Source organism: Cupriavidus sp. MPR-AND1C, assembly GCF_058809705.1.
In genome coordinates this window covers 13325-31396 of sequence record NZ_JBXASU010000023.1, presented here as the reverse complement: position 1 = coordinate 31396, position 18072 = coordinate 13325, and the positions used below count along the sequence as shown (strand labels likewise).

The window sequence follows — 18072 nt, the reverse complement described above, 5'->3', positions numbered from 1 at the left end:
GGTTGATCTCCAACTGTGTTCCGCTACGATGCCGCCGGCCCTCCCTGACTAGGAGGCCGCGGTGCTGTCCTCGTCGTGACGATGGCAGGCCGGCACCGCGCCATCGCTGTTGCCGCCCGCATCCGATTCCTCCGCCGCCAGGCCGAATCCCGCCTGCGCCATATCCGCGAGGATCGGGCAGTCGGGCCGCGCATCGCCGCTGCAGGCCTCGGCCAGCTGGCGCAGCGTGTCGCGCATGGCGGCAAGCTCGGCAATGCGCTGCTCCAGATCCGCCACGTGGCGCAAGGTGAGCGCCTTGACGTCGGCGCTGGCTCGCGCGCGGTCGTGCCACAGCGACAGCAGCCCGCGTATCTCGTCCAGCGAGAACCCGAGATTACGGGCACGCCGCACGAAGCGCAAGGTGTGCACCGCGCGCTCGTCGTAGCGGCGGTAACCGCCCTCGCTGCGCGGCGGCGGCGCCAGCAGGCCGATGGACTCGTAGTGCCGGATCATCTTGGCGGTAACGCCGGAAGCCTGTGCCGCTTCGCCGATATTCTTGCCGATACTCATGCTTGCTCTCCCGCCGGCTTCCAGCGCCGCAGCAGCAGCGCATTGCCGACCACGCTCACGCTGGAGAAAGCCATGGCCGCGCCGGCCACGACCGGGTTGAGCAGGCCGGCCGCCGCCAGCGGGATGCCGATCACATTGTAGAAGAAGGCCCAGAACAGGTTCTCGCGAATCTTGCGCACGGTGCGGTGCGAAATCGCCAGCGCATCGGCCACCAGCGCCGGGTCCCCACGCATCAGCGTGATGCCGGCAGCATGCATGGCCACATCGGTGCCGGTCGACATGGCGATGCCGACATCCGCCGCGGCCAGCGCCGGCGCATCGTTGATGCCGTCGCCAACCATCGCCACCACGGTGCCGTCTGCCTTGAGCCCGTTCACGCGCTCGGCTTTGTCGGCCGGCAGTACTTCCGCCTGCACCTCGTCCAGCCCCAGCGTCTTGGCCACGCGCGCGGCGGCGCCCTGGTTGTCGCCGGACAGCATCACCGTGCGCACGCCGGCGGCGCGCAGCCGCTCGATCGCGCGCCGCGCACCAGGCTTGATGGCGTCGCCAAAGGCAACCAGTCCCACCACGCGGTGTTGCGCGGGCGACGCATCCCCCGCACCCATCTCGATCAGCCAGGACACCGTGCGGCCCGCTTGCTGCAGTGCCTGCGCCTGCGCTTCAAGCGTACCCGCCGCTGCGCCCAGCGAGGCGCGCAGCCGCTCGCTGCCAAGCTGCAATGCCACGCCATCGACCATGCCGGACAAGCCCATGCCAGGCAATGCACGCACATCGGTAGCGGTCGGCGCGTGGATGCCGCGCGCGCGGGCCGCTGCCAGCACCGCGTGCGCCAGCGGATGCTCGCTGCCGGCCTGCAGCGCGGCCAGATGCGCCAGCAAGCGCGGCTGCGCATCGTCACCGGCACCCGCCGGCACCGCCAGCGCCACCACTTCCGGCTTACCCACCGTCAGCGTGCCGGTCTTGTCGAAGACCACCACCTTGACCCGGTGCGCCACTTCCAGCGCCTCGGCGTCCTTGATCAGGATGCCGGCGCGCGCACCCGCTCCCGTGCCCGCCATGATCGCGGTCGGCGTGGCCAGGCCGAGCGCACACGGGCAGGCGATCACCAGCACCGCCACCGCGTTGAGCAAGGCCGCCTCCCAGTTGCCGCCGAACAGGCCCCAGCCTAGCAGCGTGACCAGCGCGATGCCCAGCACCACCGGCACGAAGACCGAGCTCACGCGGTCGACCATGCGCTGGATTGGCGCCTTGGCGGCTTGCGCGTGCTCGACCATGCGGATGATGCGCGCCAGCACCGTCTCCGCGCCCACCGCCACCGTGCGCGCCACCAGGCGGCCTTCGTAGTTGATGGCGCCGCCGGTCAGCAGCGCGCCGGGTGCCTTCGGTACCGGCAGGCTCTCGCCGGTCAGCATGGATTCGTCCGCATGGCTGCTGCCTTCGATTACCTTGGCATCCACGGGTACGCGTGCGCCCGGCAGCACCACGATCTCGTCGCCGACCCGCACCGAGCCCAGCGCAACGCTTACCTCCGCGCCGTCGCGGCGCACGATCGCGCTATCGGGGCGCAGCGCGGCCAGCGCGCGGATGGCATCCGCCGTCTGGCGCTTGGCGCGCGTTTCCAGCCACTTGCCCAGGCGCACCAGCGTGATGACCACCGCCGCGCTCTCGAAGTACAGATGCGGCATATCGTGCGCGCCACGCCACATCAGCCACAAGGACAAGCCATAAGCCGCCGAGGTGCCGAGCGCGACCAGCAGATCCATATTGCCCGCGCCCGCGCGCACCGCCTTGAAGCCAGCCTTGTAGAAACGCCAGCCAAACACGAACTGCACCGGCGTGGCCAGCAGCCACTGCACCCAGGCCGGCAGCATCCAGTGCACGCCGAACCATTCGGCCACCATGGGCGCCACCAGCGGCAACGATAGCACCGCCGAGATCGCCACCGGCCACGGCCCGGACCAGAAGCCTTCGCCAAGCACCGCCCCAGCCGGCAATTCGCCGGTGACCGGCACTGCGCCATAACCGGCGCGCGCCACCGCAGCGGCCAATGCTTCTGCATCCACGGCACCGCGCAGCACGGTCACCTCAGCCTGCTCCGTGGCCAGGTTGACCTGCGCCTCCACCACGCCGGGCACGGCCTTCAGCGCACGCTCGACGCGGGCCACGCAGGAAGCGCACGTCATGTCGCTGATGGACAAGGTCATGGCCTGGTGCGGCACCTCGTAACCGGCAGCCCTCACGGCCTCGGCGGCCGCCGGCAGCACGGCTGCGCCATCGGCCTGCAGCGTGGCTTCTTCGGTGGCGAGGTTGACGGCGACCTGGCGCACGCCAGGCACCTTGCCCAGCGCAGTCTCGACGCGCCGCACGCACGAGGCACACGTCATGCCGCCGATCGGCAGCCGCCATTCGGAGGCCGGCGCGCCTGCTGCGGCGCCGGATACGGGAAGGAGTCGGGAGTTAGCGGGCATGGCAGGGATCGGGTCCACAGTGATGACAACCACATCATGGACCTTACCATGTTGGGAAGGTCAAGCCCGCGCAAGCAGCGCATTCATCACGTGTCGCACGCGAGAACGTTTGGAAAAGGCCTTGCGCTTCCCACGGTGGGAAGGTGCAAACTTCAGGGGTAGACCAAAGTCCGGCCCGGCCAGCGCAGCGACAGGTACGCTTTTTGGACGGCCGGACGCTCACCTTGATTCCTTACCCCAGGTACCAGCAGGAGATTGCAGATGATCCAGTTCCAGGTTGAAGGCATGTCGTGCGGCCATTGCGTGGGCGCCATCACCCGCGCCGTGCAAGCGCTCGATCCCGCCGCGAAGGTGTCGGCCGACATCCCCGCACAGGCAGTCACGGTAGAAGCCACCGCCAGCGGCCAAGCGCTGCGCGAAGCCATCGAGGCCGCTGGCTATCCCGTCAAGGGCAGCACCCAGGCCGCGGGCTGAGCCGGCAGCGGCACAAAGCAAAACGGGCGCCAGCAATGGCGCCCGTTTTGTCGTCTGGTGAGTCGCTTCTTAGAAGCGGTAGCCGACGTTCAGGAAGGTCACGACCGGATCGATCTTGATCTTGGTATGCGACACAACGGTAGCATTGCCCGCCGCACCCGCGTTCTGCGTGGTGAGCGTGGCCGTGCTGGACAGCGGCAGGTAGGACACCGACAGGCCGACGAACCAGTTATCGGTGATGGCGTAGTTCGCGCCAACATTGAACACCGGATTCCACGAGCTCTTGGCGCTCGCCGTCATCCTGGCGTTCGGACCAAACTCTGAGCGCACGAAAGTCTGGTTGTTGATGGTCTCGTCGGTGAACCACGTGTAGTTCACGCCAAGGCCCACATAGGGGCGGAACTTGGTCTTCGCTTGCCCGAAGTGGTACTTCACCAGTACCGCCGGGCTCCATTGCCGCACATTGCCCAGCGTGCCGTATTTGGCAAACGTGCCAGCGCCCTCCACGTCGTGCTTCGGCGGAATCCCCGCCACGATTTCGCCTGCGATATTGTCGGTAAAGAAGTGCGTGAACGCGATGCCAAGCGTATCCGCGGACTGGATCTTGGCACTCGTGCCGGCTTCGGTGTGGTTGATGGGGACGCCACCGATGCTATCGACGACCAGCGCATCGGCCGAACTCGTCGGCATCACGCGGAACCAGCCCAGGCTGACGATATTGCTGCCGGCACTCTGCGCTTGCGCGGCACCAGCAACTAGCATGGCTACGCTGGCCAGCAGGATATTCTTGGGGGACATGCCTCTTACTCCTTGTATTGACTCTCTACCCGGGGCAGGCATTATCCGGTCTGGTGTGACCCGTCTGTTTCAAACGCTTAATACTTTTGTAGAAGCCTGCCCCTAAAGCACGGGTTAACCATTAGAAACGCAGGCAAACAAACCAAACTGGCCAGGGAATCTGTATGCAATTCGCGACGCTCGCCGGCCAAAAAACCTACTGCACGGTATAGGCCTACTCGTCGCAAGGGAATTACGCTGTGCCGGCGCTTGCGAGCACGCACGCCGCCAGGTCCCACAGGGCATAACCGACACTCTTGAAGACAAGCGGGCTGCCGCCGCGCGCGCGCAGTGCGTCCGCGGTGAGGATGGCGCGCTCGAAGGGCTGCACGGTAGACCAGGCGATGCCCGCCTGCAGCAGGTCGCCCGCCTCCTCCTCGATGCCGAACAAGGTATCGGCCAGCAACCGGCCGTGCGCCGAGGCCGCCTGGCAGAGCGCCGGCGGCAGCTCGCACATCTCCGGGCGGAACGCGCCCACCGCGGCGATGAAATGATCGTCGCGCCACAGGCCGCTATCCAGGTCCGGCAGCACCGGCACCAGGCTGGACGTCACCGTCACCACCATCGACACGCGCGGCAAGACCGTGCGCACGTCATCCACCGACTGCGCCTCCACGCCCAGCGTGCGCGCATGCGCGGCGAGGGCTTCGGCCTTGGCGGCCGTGCGCGAATGCAGCCACACCCGGCGCGGCGAGAGGCCGGCGGCAAAGGCTTCCAGATGGGTCAGCGCCTGTACGCCAGCACCGATGATCAACAGCTCGCCAGCGGGATCCGGCGCGAAGCTCTGCGCCGCCAGCAGCGACACGGCGGCAGTGCGCCGGCCCGTCACGGTGGGCCCGTCCAGCAGCGCCAGCCGGCGTCCGGTATGGGCGTCGGCCACCACCACCTCGCCGAGGATATTGGGCTGGCCGCGTTGCGGATTCCCGGGGTGCACGGTGATGTTCTTGGTCATCACCAGCTCCCGGTTGCGCGCCGGCATCACCAGCAGCGTGCCTTCCCCGCCGGCGGGGTCCCCTACGGGCAACGCAATGCGCGGCGGCGCCATGGCCGTGCCCGCGCGCAACTCGGCCAGCATGGCGGCAATGGCACGGGCCAGCGCGGGGTAAGGCAGGCGGGCCGCGGTCTGGGCGGCGTCTAGCAGGGCAACGGACATGGCGGGTGGCTCCGGAGGCGGTTCGCGATGCTGGATTATCGGCGAACTCGCCGCCGGCCTGCCCCCAAGCTCCACAGCTTCAGGCGGTTCAGCGTGCCAGCAAGGACATCACCTGCCCCGGATAGCGCGTACCCGCTACTGCGTCTGCCGGGAACACGGCGTCGATGGCCGCCATGTCCGCCGCGTCCAGCACCACGTCCAGCGCGCCAAGGTTGTCGTCAAGGTTGGCCACGCGCCGCGTGCCGGGAATCGGCGCCAGCATTTCGCCACGCGCCAGCACCCACGCCAGTGCCAGTTGCGCCGGGCTGCAGCCCTTGTCGCGCGCCAGCGCGTTCACCTTGTCCACCAGCGCCAGGTTGCGCGCGAAGTTCTCACCCATGAAACGCGGGCTGGTACGGCGGTAATCGTCCTGCGCGAAATCCTCAGGGCTGCGGATGGCCCCGGTCAGGAAACCCCGGCCCAGCGGGCTGTATGGCACGAAGGCAATGCCGAGCCGCTGGCACGTAGCGAGAATGCTCTGGTCGCCACCTGCCTCCACGTCGCGCGTCCACAGCGAATACTCGCTTTGCAGCGCGGTGATGGGATGCACGGCATGCGCGCGCTCGATGGTCTGCGCGCCGGCCTCCGACAATCCCAGCCAGCGTACCTTGCCCGCCTTCACCAGTTCCGCCATCGCGCCCACGGTTTCCTCGATGGGCACCTGCGGATCGACCCGGTGCTGGTAGTACAGGTCGATATGCTCCACCCCGAGCCGCTTGAGGCTGGCATCGCAGCTGGCTCGCACATATTCGGGCCGGCCATCCACGCCGCGCGCCACCGGGTTGGCGGCGTCGCGCACGATGCCGAACTTGGTCGCCAGCACCACGCTGTCCCGGCGCGCCGCGATGGCCCGGCCTACTAGGCTCTCGTTGGTGTATGGCCCATAAATATCAGCCGTATCGATAAAATTCACACCATTATCAATTGCGTAATTGATAGTGCGAATAGATTCGGCGTCGTCATGCGCGCCGTAGAACTCGCTCATGCCCATGCAGCCCAGGCCAAGGGGGAATACCTGTGGGCCATGCCGGCCCAGCTTGCGTAGTGCGGTCATGCGGAACTCCTTGGTTGAGGAACCTCGGCAGTATCGCCAAGGCCGGGGCACGGAAACAGCCGGCTACGCCGCATGCGTCATGAAGCACAGCTTCACAATCGGGTTACCCTCTTAAGCTGGACACCATGGGCGATGGGAAGAGCGATGGGAAGGGGCTCTCATCCCGGGTTCTCCCGGCGGGACAGGAAGTCAACCAGCACCCGCAGCTTAGGCAGCATGTGCCGGCTCGATGGCCACAGCATCCAGAACGTGCCCTGCACCACGTTGAATGTGTCCAGCGCCGTCACTAGCCGCTGCTCGTGCAGCGCCTCCTGCGCCACGAAATCCGGCACGTAGCAAATGCCCAGGCCGCCGATCGCCGCGGCCAGCACGCCTTCGATGCTGTTCAAGGCGAACGTGGCCGGCAAACGGACTTCCTCGCCGCCGGCATCCTGCGTCAACACCCAATCCTGCAGTTTCCCGCTGGAGGGGAAACGATAGCGCAGGCAAACATGGTGCTCCAGGTCCTTCGGCCGCACGGGCATGCCGCGCAGCGCGAAGTAGTCCGGCGCCGCGCACACCACCTGGCGAAAAGGCCGCAGGCGCCGCGCCATCAGCTGGGAATCCACCAACTCGCCGCTGCGGATCACCAGGTCGAAGCCCTCCTCCACCACGTCCACCATGCGGTCGCTGAAATCCAGGTCGAACTCGATCTCCGGATAGGCGGCGCAGAACGCAGCCAAGTCGGGCAGCAACAGGCGATAGCCAATCGCTGCATGCGCGAATCGCGCGACCCCGCCGCCAGCGGGCTCGACTGGCCACGCGGGCGCCCTTACCGGCGCGCTAAGCCTGTTCACCTATGCCGTGCTGCGCGCGCCAGACAGCGGCTGGGGCAGCTTGCCGGTGATCTTGCTGCTGGCAAGCGCCGCCGTGCTGATGCTGGCGTTCGTCATGATCGAGCAGCGCGTGCGCACGCCTATGCTGGACCTGTCGCTGTTTCGCTATCCGCGCTTTGTCGGCGTGCATTTTCAGGCGGCCGTGCCCGCGTATTCATACGTGCTGTTGCAAGCGCTGCTGCCGGTCCGCCTGATCGGCATCGAAGGCTACAGCGCGATCGAAGCCGGCCGCATGATGATTGCGCTGTCCGCACCGATGCTGGTGGTGCCGCTGCTGGCCGGGCATCTGACCCGCTGGATCTCGGCGGGCCTGATCTGTGGCCTGGGCTTACTGGTGTGCGCCGGCGGCCTGCTATGGCTGGCCAGATGCGCACCGGCTCGCCATGGGCGACTTGCCCCGCGCCATGGCCCTGCTCCCGCAGGCGGGCGAGCAAGCGCTGGTGCAAGGCTATGACGACGCCTTCCGGGTCCTGCTGTATATCCTCGCGGCGATCACCGTTGCGTCGGCGGCATTGGTGTTCGGCTTGCTCAGCCGTTCACGGTTGCCGCATCTGCCAGGATCCGCACCGCAAGCCGTACGGTAGCGACGCGCCACCGCACGCTTTGCGGCAAGGCGCGCCATGCTACCCTCGCCGCATCATGAAACCTGACGTCTGCCTTGACCCCGACCTGCTGCCTGCCATGGCCGCCTTCGTCCGCGTGGCGCGCCTGGGCAGCTTCACCGCCGCCGCCGCCGCGCTGGCGGTGAGCCCATCGGCCGTCTCGCAGACTATCCGCCAGCTTGAGCAGCGCCTGGGCGTACGCCTGCTGCAACGGACCACGCGCCGGGTCGGCCTGTCCGAAGCCGGCGCGGGGGGGGGGGGGTGTCCTACGCGGGCGCCGCGCTGCTGGCCCGCGTGGAGCCCGCGCTGACGGAGATCGGGGCGGCGGCCGACGACGCGCGCCAGCAGCGCGAAATGCCTGCCGGCACGCTGCGCATCACCACCTCGCACTCGGCTGCGGCCACCGCGCTGCAACCGGTGCTGGTGGAGTTCATGCGGCTCTATCCGTCGATCTGCGTCGACGTCGCCGTCGACGACCGCTTTACCGACCTGATCGCGGAGGGCTTCGATGCAGGCCTGCGTCTGGGGGAGGCGTTGCAACGCGACATGGTGGCGATTCCCATCACCGGCCCGATGCGCATGGTGGTGGCCGGCACGCCGGACTACTTCGCGCGCCATGGCAAGCCCAAGCTGCCGCGCGAGCTGCAGGCGCATGCCTGCCTGCACTACCGCTTCGGCCCCGCGGGCCAGGTCTATCGCTGGGAGTTCATGCATGCCGCGCGCCAGGCCACGGTCGATACCGGCGTCGCGCTGATCGCCAATGACAAGGCCCTGCTGCACCAGGCAGCGCTCGCCGGGCTCGGGCTGCTTTACGAGTTCGAGGCCTTGCTGCGCGCACCTCTCGCCTCGGGCCAGCTGGTCACGGTGCTGGACGACTGGCTGCCGCCGTTCGATGGCTTCTACCTCTACTACCCGGGCCGCCTGCTGATGCCGGCCAAACTGCGCGTGTTCGTCGACTTCCTCAAGGCGCGCGCACCACTCGCGCCGGCATAGTCAGCCGCCTAGTCAGCGGCGGGGGGGGGGGGGGGGCCTTGGCTACGGCGCCGCGCACTTCGATGCCGATGCGGTCAACCACCTTGCCCGCGGCATCCAGCAACTCCACCTCGTGCCGGCCAGGCCAGGGCAGCCAGGAGAGCTGGCCGCCGTGCCCCAGCGGCTTGCCGTCGATGCGCCAGCTCACGCGTTGCGCGGTCTGTCCGCTGACACCCTCGGCATGGAACCAGACGCGCTGCGCCGCCGGCGGGATATCGGGATCGAGCGCGAACACGGTGCCGTCGGCAGGGCTGGCGATGGCGGTCACGCGATCCTTGGTGGCGCGCACGCTATCCGCGCTGGCAATGTTGACAACGCGCATGGCAGTACCCGCAAGGAAGACCTCATCGCGCGCGGGCTCGAGGTCATCGGCGAAGTGCAACGGCACACGCTCCACGCCGGCGGGCATGGCCGGCGCCACGCTCGGCACCGAGCGGTGCAACGCCTCCATGATCTCGTGCCACACCGGCGCGGCGCCGGACACACCCGAGACCTCATGCATGCTTGCGCCGCTGGCGTTTCCCACCCACACGCCAACCGTGTAGCGCTGCGACCAGCCCACGCACCAGTTGTCGCGCATGTCCTTCGACGTGCCCGTCTTGACCGCGGTCCAGAAGCGCGTGGTCAGCGGGCTGTCCAGGCCAAACGTGCGCGCCCGCGCGTGGCGATCCGACAGCACGTCGGCAACCAGATAGCTCGCAGCAGGCGACATCACCGCGCGCACTGGCATCTGCGGCGCATCGGCGCGCAGCCGTGCGCCCCCATAACGCCCGCCGTTGGCTAACGCACGATAGGCATTGGTGAGCGCGATCAGCGGCACATCGGCACTACCCAGCGCAAGGCTGTAGCCGTAGTAATCGCCGGCCTGCGCCAGCGGCAAGCCGAGCGCGGTCAGCCGCTGGTGAAAGCGAAACGGCGTGACCATCACCAGCGTGCGCACCGCGGGTACGTTCAACGACGACGCCAGCGCGGCCCGCATGCTCACCCAGCCCGCATATTGCCGGTCGTAGTTCTGCGGCACATAGAGGCCCCCGCCGCCGCCCGTGGGCAGGTTGACTGGCCGGTCGTCCAGCAGCGACGCCGTGGTCAGCCGCCTCCCCTCCAGCGCCTGCTCATAGAGGAACGGCTTGAGCGTGGATCCGGCCTGGCGCGGCGCGGCCGCGTGATCGACCTGCGCGGCCGCCGACAACACGCCCGATGAGCCAACGTAAGCCAGCACGTCGCCACTCGTGTTGTCGATCACCACCACCGCGCCGTCTTCCACATTGCGTCCGGCAAGCTCGCGCAGATGTCGATCCAGGCTCGCCGTGGCGATGCGTTGCAGGCCGGCATCGAGCGTGGACGTGATGGTGGCAGGCACCGGCCCGCCGGCACGGGCTTGCGATACCAGCAAGCGCGCCAGATGCGGCGCGAGGTTCGGCGTGAGGTTCGGTGCCGATGTTGTGCCCGCAGTGCTGCCGCTGCTGCGCAGCAACGCCAGTTGCGCGAAGCCGTCCAGCCCATCGCATGCCTTGGGCAATTGCTGCTCGCGCAGGATGCCGCACGCACGCAGCGCCACCTGCGGCGCACGCGCGTTGGGCGCGCGCACCAGCGCTACCGCCAGCGCCGCCTCACGTGCATCGAGGCCGCTCGGATACTTGCCGAACAGCGCCTGCGACAGCGCGGACAGGCCGACCAGCTCGCCGCGAAACGGCACCAGGTTGAGATACGCCTCGAGGATCTGGTCCTTGCTCCAGTTGCGCTCCAGTGCCGTCGCGCGCACGGCCTGCGCCATCTTTTGGCTCACGCTGCGGCCGCTGTCGGCACGCCGCAGGTCCTCGTCGAGCAAGCCGGCGAGCTGCATGGTCAGGGTGGAGGCGCCGCGCGTGCGCGTGTTCCACAGGTTGGCCCACGCTGCTGCGGCGACGCCCTGCCAGTCCACCCCGCTGTGCGCATAGAAGCGACGGTCCTCCGACAGCACGATAGCGGTGCGCACCGCGGGCGATATCTCCGCCAGCGTGACCCAGTCGCCGCGGCGCGAACGAAAATCGTCGCGCACCCGGGACAGCGTTTCGCCATGGCGGTCGAGCACCACCACATCCGCGCTGCGCCAGCTGGCGCGCACGCTGTCGTAAGACGCTAGCGCAAGCGCATGCGTAGGCGCGCAGGCCACGCAGGCCATCACGGCTAGCACGCGCAGGCCTGCGTTCATTTGTCCCGCCCGGCCGCCGCGCCGGCCACCAGCAGCACTTGCGCGGCCGCGTAAGTCCACCAGATGCCGAGCGCGAAGGTATCGAACGGCGCGAGGAACCGCGCGGTGCCAAGCAAGCCATCTGACACGGCAAAGCACAGCGCACCCATTGCCGCCAGCGGCGTCGGCAGTTTCGCCAGCAACGCGGCGCAGGCCATCGCCGCGAGTGCGCCGACATAGACCGAGACCGGCACCGCCAACGTGCCCAGGTTGGGCCAGAAGCGTGCGAGCATCACGCCGGCCGCGCCCACGACCACGCCGCAGGCGATCAGGCGATGCGCGCGCCAATCTCCCGCCATGGGCACGAACAAGCCAAGGTAAGCGAAGTGCGCGATCAGGAAAGCCCCAAGGCCGCCGATGAAGGAGAACGACAGCCATGGCATCGCCAGCAGAAAGTCCCCCAGCGCGGAGAACAACAGCGCCGCCATCAGCCAGCGCCGCTCGCGGCGTATCGGATGGAAACGCGCGGCGCGTACCAGCAACAGCGCCATGGCGGTCTTCCACACCGGCTGGAAGGCGATCTGCCCGTTCAGCGGCGCGCCGGGCGGCGAGTCCATCGCAACGGTGACCAGCAGGCCGCCGTAGACCAGTCCGGCCATGGTGCCGGCCAGCCACCACTCGCGCACCCGCGCGGGCATCATCATTGCAAGCCAGCTCAAGGGCGTGCTCCTACGGTCAGTCTGGCATTGGGTTGCGCGCCGAATACATCCGGCGCGTACATCGCCTCGACCCGGGTGGGCGGCAAGGCAAACTCGCCGGCATTGTTCAGGCGCACGGTGTATTCCACCGTGGCACTGCCGCGCGGCATGTAGGCGTAATACTCGCGCAAGGCCTGCGGGGTGCGCTCGGTGAACGCAGGCCATGCGCCCTTGCGCCGCTCGCCGCGCGTGGCGATCTCCGAGTCGCGCCCCAGGCCGCTGCCGAGAATGGTGGCGCCGGCGGGCACCGGGTCGCTCACCACCACCCAGGTCATGTCGGCCTGCGCATCGATCTCCAGCTTCACGCGATACGTGTCGCCGCGCGACCACTTGCCCGCCACCGCCTGCTCCACCGCCGTTACGCTGCGCGTGATGCGATAGCCCGCCGAGAGCGGCGCGGCGAGCGGCACCGCCGCCAGCGCGCGCACCGTGGCCCAGGGTTTGCCAGCGCCTTGCTGCACGGCCTGCAGCGTGGCGGACTCGCCCGCGCGTGGCCACGGCAGGCTGATGCCGCCGCTTGCCACGCCATCCACCTTCCCGGCGTGCGCCCAGTCGAAGCTGCGCGATGCATCGGGCACCCCCTGCAGCATCACGCGCGTGGCGCCCGACACCGGCGTCTTCTCGAAGGCTTGCGCAAAGCGCGTGATCGCCAGCGAGCCCCAGGCGTTGGCCGTGGTCGTGCCCCAGGCACCGCGCATCTGCCGGCCGAGCAAGCCGGTAGCGAGTTGCGCGCTTTCGTCCTTCCAGCCGGGCAGATCGAGCGACAGCGCCAACAGGCGTGCGGCGTTGAGATCGCCGCCGCTCATCAGCCACCACCAGTTGTCGCCGCGCTCGGTGGAAAACGCCAGCCGCGTGCCTTGCACCATCAGCCGCGAGCGCAGGATCTGCTGCGCTTGCGCGAGGCGCTCTTCGCGCTGCGGGATATCCTGCACGCGCGACAGCACGGCAATCCAGTCGAGCAGCGCCGAGGTGGGCCACTGCGCCGGCAAGATCTGGATCGAGCCCAGCATGCGCGCCTGCGCTTGCCCGCTGCGCGAGAGCGCCTCTAACGCCGCCAGCTTGCGCACCTCCAGGTCTTGCGTCGGTGCCCAGCGTTCGCGCTTGATGCGGCCCTCGATGAACGCGGCCAATCCGCTTTCCATGCGGGCCCGCGTTTCGTCGGGCAGGCGCAGCGGCAGCCCCGCGCGCACGGCTTCGTCGGACACGGCCAGCAGGTAGGCGGTCAGCACCTCGCTGCCGGCGTTACCGTCGTTTTGCAGCGGGAAATACGCGGCCAGCCCGTCGTTGTCGAGATAGCCAGGCAGTTGCGTGGCCAGTGCATTCCACTGCGCCGCATCGCCCAGCCCGATCGCGCGCGAGGCGCGCTGCTCCAGGCACGAGAACGGATAGTTGCGGAACCACTCGCGCACGCCCGGCATGCCACCTGCCAGCGAGGCTTGCAGGTTCACCTGCAGGCCACCGCGAGGCTGCCCCGCGCCATCGGCCAGCGCACCCTGCGGTGCGCGTACCGGCACCGACAGGTTTGGCGCGAGCTGCGCCAACGTGGCTTGCTGCACGGTGAGCGGCACCGCCGGCACCAGTTGCTGCGAGAGCTTGACGCGGTCACTGGCGCCGCCCGTCTTGCCGGCCTCGGTAGCTTCCACCTCCCATTGCACCGTGCCGTTCTGGCCCGACGAACCCGCCGGCAACAGTGGCGCGGCCGCATCCCAGCCAATCTCGCGCGATTCGCCCGCGGGGATCTCCACCGTCTGCGCGGCCAGCGCCTGCGGCTGCACGGACTGTCCCGGCGGGCTCACACGCGCCACGGCCTGCACCGTCATCGCGCGCTGCGTGGTATTGCGCAGCGTAAACATGGCGCGATAGCGGTCTTCCTCGCGCACCAGCGGCGGCAGTCCCGAGATCAGCTGCAGGTCCTGCGTGGCAGCAATGGTGGCACTGCCGTTGCCGAAGCGGCCCACGCCCAGGTCGGCCACGGCCACAATACGGAATCGCGTGAGCGAATCGTTGAGCGGCACCGTCAGCGTGGCGCGCCCTTCGCCGTCAAGCTGCACGCGCGGATTCCACAGCAGCAAGGTATCGAACAGCTCGCGCGTCGGGCTCTTGCCGCCGCCGCCGCCCGCCGGCACGGCCTTGCGGCCGTAGTGGCGCCGGCCGATGATTTCCATCTGCGCGGTGGCGGTCTGCACGCCATAGCTGCGACGGCGCAGCATGGCGTCGAGCAGATCCCAGCTCGTGTTCGGCATCAGCTCCAGCAGGGCTTCATCCACCGCGGCAAGTGCGACTTCGCCATTGGCGGCAGGCCTGCCGTCTGGCAGCTTCACCTGCACGGCTACCTGCACCTTGCCGCGCACGGGATAGCTCGTCTTGTCGGGCGTCACCTTCACGTCGAGCTTGTAGCCCTCGTTGCCCACGCGGATCTCCGCCAGCCCGAGGCGGAATGCCGGCTTGGACAGGTCCACCAGCGTGCTCGGCGCGGCATACTCGCGGCCCTCGCTGCGAAACGCCTGCCACCACTCGGTTGGCTGGCGCCAGCCCCAGGTGAAGAACGAATACCAGGGCACCTCGCGCAAGCGCCCGCGCAATGCCAGCACCGACACATACACATTGGGGCCCCACTCCGGCCTTACCTTGACCCGCACCGTGGGATCGCGCCCGTTGAGCTCCACCACGCTGGTCTCCAGCACGCCCTCGCGCTCCACCGCCACCAGCGCGGTGGCGTGGCGGAATGGCATGCGCACCTGAAACACGGCGGTCTCGCCCGGCGCGTAGGCCTTCTTCTCGGGCAGCAGGTCGATGCGGTCGTTGTTCTCGCCGCCGAACCACAGCTCGCCCTGGCGCGTCACCCAGACCGAGGTGGCGGCCTGCGATACGCGTCCCGCGTTATCCCGGGCCCGCGCGATCAGTTCCACCTGGCCGGCCTCGGGCAGCGTCACGTCGCATTGCATGCGGCCTTGCGCATCCGTGCGGCCCTCGCACACGATGCCCAGGTCCTTGTTCTCGTTGCGGTTATCGTAGCGATAGAAGCCACCCACCACACGCTTGCGCACCGAGGTGGTGATGCGCACCTGTGCGCGCAGCGAGATCGGCACGTTGGCCTGCGGCCGCCCCTGCGGATCGAGCGCCACGGCATGCACGGGAAGCTTCTGCCTGACCGAGACCCAGCTCTCTGTGCGGATGCCCGCCACCACGCCCGCCGGCCAAATTGGCACCGTCTGGCGCAGCGTCTGGATCTCGCCGTTGGGATCGGCAAAGCCCGACTCCACCACCAGGTCCTTGGGTGCGTCCAGCCTAGGCATGTTCTTGAGGGTGAGCGTGCCGCCGCCGTTCTTGTCCAGCTTCAGCGGCAGTTTGTCCGCCACCAGCTTCTGCGCATCGTCGCGCGGCGTATTGCCATCCTCGCCCTCGTCCTCATCGCCGCTGCTGTCCTTTTGCGGCTTGCGCGGCGCGGTGAAGGCATAGCTGTCGTAGTTGGCAAAGCGCACGTACTTGTCGCGCAGCAGCGCCGACACCTGCACCGGCAAGCCTGCCGCGCCACCACCCGAGACGTAGTGCACTTCCAGGTTGAGCGGCACCTCCGCCGAGGCCACCAGCGCCCCGCCGCTGCCGGCCTTGAGCGTGCCCGCGAGCACCGGCAGGCGGAAGGCCTCGACGCGGAAGCTGCCGCTGTCCAGCACATGGTCCTTCCCATCGCTGAACGACACCGTATAGACGCCCAGCTTCGCCGCCGCGGGAATCGCGAACGTGCTTTCGGCGCTGCGCCCACCGGTAGCGGTGCTGCGCCATTGCACCGGCTGCTCGTAAGTCTGGCCACTGCCTTCATGCTGGATGACCAGCTTTTCCGGCAAGGGATCGCCCGCGCCCGGCAATGCGAAGCCATTCGCAGTCTCGGTGCGGATCATGTGCTTCATCGACACGGTCTCGCCGGCACGCAGCAAGGTACGGTCGAAGATGGTGTGCACGCGCACGTCCGGCACCGCGCTGGTGTCGGTCGGCACGTTGAAGCGCCAGCTCTCGATGCCCTGGTTCCAGTCGGACATCACGAAAGCCATGTCGGCCTGGCCGCGTGCCTGCGGATGGTCCGCGGCGATGCGTGCCGAAACGAAATAACCGGACAGCCCGGTGTCGTCGCAACTGCGCTCGCGCACGTCGTCCAGGCCGTTGAAACTCGCCAGCCCGGCGGCATCGGTGCGGCCCGAGGCCAGCAGCTTGCCGCTGCAATCGCGCAGCGCCAACGCGGCGTTGACCACCGGCTTGCCATCATCGAGCGTAGTGACCCACGCCAGCGCGGTCATCTTGCCAGGGCCTCGCGCGAGCTTGAAATGCACGCCGAGGTTGGTCACCAGCGCGGCGGTGCGCACGTACATGGGCGCGGGCTTGCCGAGCAGCGCCTCGCCCAGCATCGGCGAAGCGATCTCCACCACATGAAAGCCGGCTTCGGGCAGGGGAATGCCGACCACCTCGAACGGGCGTGGCGCCTTGCCGCCCGGCTCAACCAGTTGCGCAATGGCGAGCTTGCGCGCACCTGCCACGCCATCGAGCAGCGAGATGGAGCGGGTCTCGATGGAAGGCGCATTGCGCGGGTTGTTGACCGCGGACGGCGAGCGGCCGGCGAGAATGGCATCAAGCTCGCCACGCGTCCAGCTGCCTTCGTGCAGCCGGCGAACCAGCCCGTACCAGCGCAGCACCGCGCCATCGTCGTCCACCTTCAGGCGGCGTACCGTGCCGGCCTGCGCGCGCACGCCTTGCGCCGGCAGGTCGGCCTCGACATTGCGCAGCGTCACCGGCAGCAGCGCCGGATAGTCGACCGCTGGCTTGCCCTTGGGCAGCTCGCCAAAACGCTCGAGCACGCCGAACGGCGCGGCCGGGAATTTCGCCAGCGGCGGCATCGCGGCCATGCCCACCTTGAGCGGGAACAGCTCCGCATTGGACAGCACGCGGCCACTGTCATCCTTCAGGCCAGCCGGCACGGACAGTGTCAACTCGGTCTTCTCGGCAAAGGGTGGCTTGAAGCTGACACTGCTGACGGGCGCGTCGCGCGCCGCTTGCGGCTCGAACTGCGGGGCGCGCGGGCCTTTGGGCGTGTTGAGCAGGATATGCTCGGCGTCCTTGCGCGAAATCGGCGCGGAGAACGACAGCGAGATCGGCCGCAATGGCGTGCAGGGCGACTGCGCGCGCTCTCGCTCGCAGGTAAAGCTCGCGGTGAAGGGCTCGCGCACGGTGTAGTCGAAGCGCCGTTCGTCGCGCGTGACCAGCCCCGATGGCGTGGCCACGCCGCTGCCCAGCACCAATTGCATGCGCGCGCCGGACGGCAGGCGCTGCTGGCAGGCCAGCAGGTGGACGGTATCCACCTCGTCGGCCTTCAGCTTCCAGCGCAGCGCGCCCAGCACGGCGTCGCGCTCCTTGCCGACAATGAGACGCACGGGGATGCGCTCGCCCAGGCCTTGCGCCTGGCACCAGGTGGCGTTGCGCACCGAGCCGGCAGTGGCCGGACCGTTGAAACGCAGTGCAAAGACCTGGTCCTCTTCGATTTCTCCGCCGCCGGGACGCGCGGAGACCACGGTGGGCCCGCCGGTCTCGAAGCGATACTCCGGCTTGCCGGTGTATGCCTTGCCGGCCTCGCTCTTGAGGCCGGGCGCCATGCGCACCGTGCATTTGACGCCTGGCGGCAGATCACGCGCAAAATCGAATGCCCAGTTCTTCGCGTCGATCCAGCGCGCCTGTCCGGTGATCGCGCTGCCATTGCAGGACACCGTGGCGGGCGGGCTCGCCTGCAAGTCGCCCAGCGGCACCATCGCTTCATCGAAGCGGATCGCCACCTGCCGCACGCGAGCGACCTCGCCCTCCGGCGAGAAACGTACCACCTGCGCCGCCTGGCCGGAGCCCGGCATGGTCGCCAGCACGGCCTGCAGGCAGGCCGCGGCAACCCACCAGTACCCACGTCTCTCACGCTTGTCCATCCGCGCGACGATCTGCGTCATCCTGACCCCTTCCGATTACGGCACCCGGCGAGCGTGACATGCGCCGATGGCAAGCGCAAGCCCGCGCGAGCTGCGAACGGCCC

General features: G+C 68.6%; 13 protein-coding genes. 4 read left to right on the top strand and 9 right to left on the bottom strand.

All coding sequences use genetic code 11. The features are described from left to right. Positions 1-48: 48 nt before the first annotated feature. Positions 49-549 (bottom strand): Cu(I)-responsive transcriptional regulator, encoded by a 501-nt coding sequence (gene cueR / locus AC1RWI_RS15025; protein WP_043350848.1) that lies wholly within the window; start codon positions 547-549, stop codon positions 49-51. Continuing rightward, entirely contained in the window at positions 546-3017 is a 2472-nt protein-coding gene (locus tag AC1RWI_RS15020) for a heavy metal translocating P-type ATPase (protein WP_492867219.1), read from the bottom strand. Before AC1RWI_RS15020 ends, cueR begins: the two co-directional genes overlap by 4 nt. Positions 3018-3278: 261 nt before the next feature. Between AC1RWI_RS15020 and AC1RWI_RS15015 the strand changes: the two genes are divergently transcribed. After that, on the top strand, positions 3279-3491 hold the full coding sequence (locus AC1RWI_RS15015; RefSeq protein WP_043350852.1) for a heavy-metal-associated domain-containing protein: 213 nt from the start codon (positions 3279-3281) through the stop codon (positions 3489-3491). Positions 3492-3560: 69 nt separating this feature from the next. Here the strand turns inward: AC1RWI_RS15015 and AC1RWI_RS15010 are convergent, their stop codons facing one another. The 4 genes from AC1RWI_RS15010 to AC1RWI_RS14995 all read right to left on the bottom strand — a co-directional run bounded on the left by AC1RWI_RS15010 (position 3561) and on the right by AC1RWI_RS14995 (position 7410). Beyond that, entirely contained in the window at positions 3561-4289 is a 729-nt protein-coding gene (locus tag AC1RWI_RS15010) for an OmpW/AlkL family protein (RefSeq protein ID WP_492867217.1), read from the bottom strand. Positions 4290-4521: 232 nt separating this feature from the next. Further along, complete coding sequence (locus AC1RWI_RS15005) at positions 4522-5481, bottom strand: delta(1)-pyrroline-2-carboxylate reductase family protein (RefSeq protein WP_492867216.1); 960 nt, start codon at positions 5479-5481, stop codon at positions 4522-4524. An 88-nt stretch (positions 5482-5569) separates the two neighbouring features. After that, entirely contained in the window at positions 5570-6574 is a 1005-nt protein-coding gene (locus tag AC1RWI_RS15000) for an aldo/keto reductase (protein ID WP_492867215.1), read from the bottom strand. 158 nt (positions 6575-6732) lie between these two features. After that, on the bottom strand, positions 6733-7410 hold the full coding sequence (locus tag AC1RWI_RS14995) for a LysR substrate-binding domain-containing protein (protein WP_492867213.1): 678 nt from the start codon (positions 7408-7410) through the stop codon (positions 6733-6735). 7 nt (positions 7411-7417) lie between these two features. On the opposite strand from AC1RWI_RS14995, the gene AC1RWI_RS14990 reads away from it, so the two are divergent. The 3 genes from AC1RWI_RS14990 to AC1RWI_RS14980 all read left to right on the top strand — a co-directional run bounded on the left by AC1RWI_RS14990 (position 7418) and on the right by AC1RWI_RS14980 (position 9044). Continuing rightward, positions 7418-7903: a hypothetical protein gene (locus AC1RWI_RS14990; RefSeq protein WP_492867211.1), complete on the top strand. Its 486-nt coding sequence runs from the start codon at positions 7418-7420 to the stop codon at positions 7901-7903. Between the two features lie 185 nt (positions 7904-8088). Beyond that, on the top strand, positions 8089-8361 hold the full coding sequence (locus tag AC1RWI_RS14985; RefSeq protein WP_492867209.1) for a helix-turn-helix domain-containing protein: 273 nt from the start codon (positions 8089-8091) through the stop codon (positions 8359-8361). After that, positions 8313-9044 (top strand): LysR substrate-binding domain-containing protein, encoded by a 732-nt coding sequence (locus AC1RWI_RS14980; RefSeq protein WP_492867207.1) that lies wholly within the window; start codon positions 8313-8315, stop codon positions 9042-9044. Before AC1RWI_RS14985 ends, AC1RWI_RS14980 begins: the two co-directional genes overlap by 49 nt. On the opposite strand, the gene pbpC is transcribed toward AC1RWI_RS14980, so the two are convergent. The 3 genes from pbpC to AC1RWI_RS14965 are packed head-to-tail and all read right to left on the bottom strand — an operon-like array spanning position 9013 to position 17989. Further along, positions 9013-11274, bottom strand: coding sequence for a penicillin-binding protein 1C (pbpC, locus tag AC1RWI_RS14975; RefSeq protein ID WP_492867205.1), 2262 nt, complete (start codon positions 11272-11274; stop codon positions 9013-9015). The two genes, AC1RWI_RS14980 and pbpC, sit on opposite strands and share 32 nt — an antisense overlap. Further along, a complete protein-coding gene (locus AC1RWI_RS14970) occupies positions 11271-11972 on the bottom strand; it encodes a lysoplasmalogenase (protein WP_492867203.1) in 702 nt (233 codons plus the stop codon). Before AC1RWI_RS14970 ends, pbpC begins: the two co-directional genes overlap by 4 nt. Next, positions 11969-17989: an alpha-2-macroglobulin family protein gene (locus AC1RWI_RS14965; RefSeq protein ID WP_492867201.1), complete on the bottom strand. Its 6021-nt coding sequence runs from the start codon at positions 17987-17989 to the stop codon at positions 11969-11971. Before AC1RWI_RS14965 ends, AC1RWI_RS14970 begins: the two co-directional genes overlap by 4 nt. Between the last annotated feature and the right edge of the window lie 83 nt (positions 17990-18072).